Source organism: Nonomuraea endophytica (assembly GCF_014203235.1).
Classification (GTDB): domain Bacteria; phylum Actinomycetota; class Actinomycetes; order Streptosporangiales; family Streptosporangiaceae; genus Nonomuraea; species Nonomuraea endophytica.
Genome location: NZ_JACHIN010000042.1, coordinates 1 through 1,513 on the forward strand (window position 1 = coordinate 1; position 1,513 = coordinate 1,513).

Consider the following 1,513-nt stretch of genomic DNA (forward strand, 5'->3'; position numbering starts at 1 on the left):
GGTTGGGGCTGGTATTTCAAGACCGTCAGAAGATCAGGACATGAGAACGGAGATCCGGTAGAACGGGTGATCTTCCCAAACCATCCGTCACACACTGGATCTCCGTTGAGTGCTGAGTCTGCCAGGTCACAGATGGCCTGCGCTATTGCTGTGGTGAATCGTCAGGTCCGAACAGCCGCGGGGGTGTTCGCGCCCGGCCATCTGGGTGAACTGACTCAGCTGGTGCCGTTCGAGATGGTCGATGAGGTGCTGGCCGAGGCCGGTGGTCGCGAGCGGCGCTTACGTGAGCTGCCCTCAAGGGTGGTGGTGTATCTGCTGCTGGCGGCGGGCTTGTTCGCCGAGTTGGGGTATCGGCAGGTGTGGGCCCGGCTGACCTCGGGGCTGGCCGAGCCGGGTCCGGTGCCGTCCTCCTCGGCGTTGGCCCAGGCCCGACGCCGGGTCGGGGTGGCGCCGGTGAAGGCGCTGTTTGAGCTGCTGGCCGGTCCACCGGCAGGGGCGACGCGGTGGCGGAGTCTGCTGGTGTGCGCTTTGGACGGCACCACGATGTCGGTGCCCGACAGCCCGGCCAACCTGGCCCGCTACGGTCACCAATCCGGCTCGCACGGCGGGTCGGGCTACCCGCTGGTCCGGGTACTGGCGGTAGTGGCCTGCGGCACCCGGACCCTGCTCGCGGTGAGGTTCGGGCCGTTCAAGAGCGGCGAGTGCACCTATGCGCCGCAGGTATTCGGCTGTCTGCGCTCAGGCATGGTGCTGCTGGGCGACCGCATGTTCGCCGTGCGCGCCCTGGTCACAGCCATCGCCGAGACTGGCGCGGACCTGCTCATCCGCTGCAAGAACAACCGCTCGCTACCCCGTCTGGACACCTTGGCGGACGGGTCATTCATCTCCATCCTGGGCGGCGTCACGGTCAGGGTGATCGACGCGGAGATCACCGTGACCCTGTCCGGCACCAGCCGCCGCACGGGCCGCTACCGGCTGATCACCACACTGACCGACCACCGGCGCTACCCCGCCCTGGAACTCCTCACGCTCTATCACCACAGGTGGGAGATCGAAACGACCTACCTGGAACTGAAGTCCACCGTGCTGGGCGGACGAGTCCTGCGCGCTCGCACGCCCCAGGGCGTCGACCAGGAGATCTACGCGCTGCTGACCGCCTACCAGGCGTTGCGGCTGGCGATGGCCGAGGCCACCGTCGCCCAGACAGCCCTGCAAGCCGACCGGGCCAGTTTCACCATCGCCCTGCACACCGCCCGCGACCAGATCATCCACGCCGCCGGCATCATCGCCGACAGCGTGATCGACCTCATTGGCAAGATCGGCCGAGCAGTCCTGGCCGACCCTCTGCCACCTCGCCGCGTGCGAGTGAGCCCCCGGATCGTCAAACGCGCGATCTCCAAACACCGCGCCAAAGGCCAGGCCGACCGCACCAACCACCGAGCGGCCATCGCCATCGACGTCCTTACCGAACCCGAATCGACAACCGCCCAAGCGCCTTAACTACCCGGCATTG

At 67.2% G+C, this 1,513-nt stretch carries 1 protein-coding gene; it reads left to right on the forward strand.

All coding sequences use genetic code 11. The features are described from left to right. Positions 1-1,500 (forward strand): IS4 family transposase (locus HNR40_RS53410; RefSeq protein WP_221341938.1); only part of this gene is annotated, 1,500 nt, incomplete at its 5' end. Between the last annotated feature and the right edge of the window lie 13 nt (positions 1,501-1,513).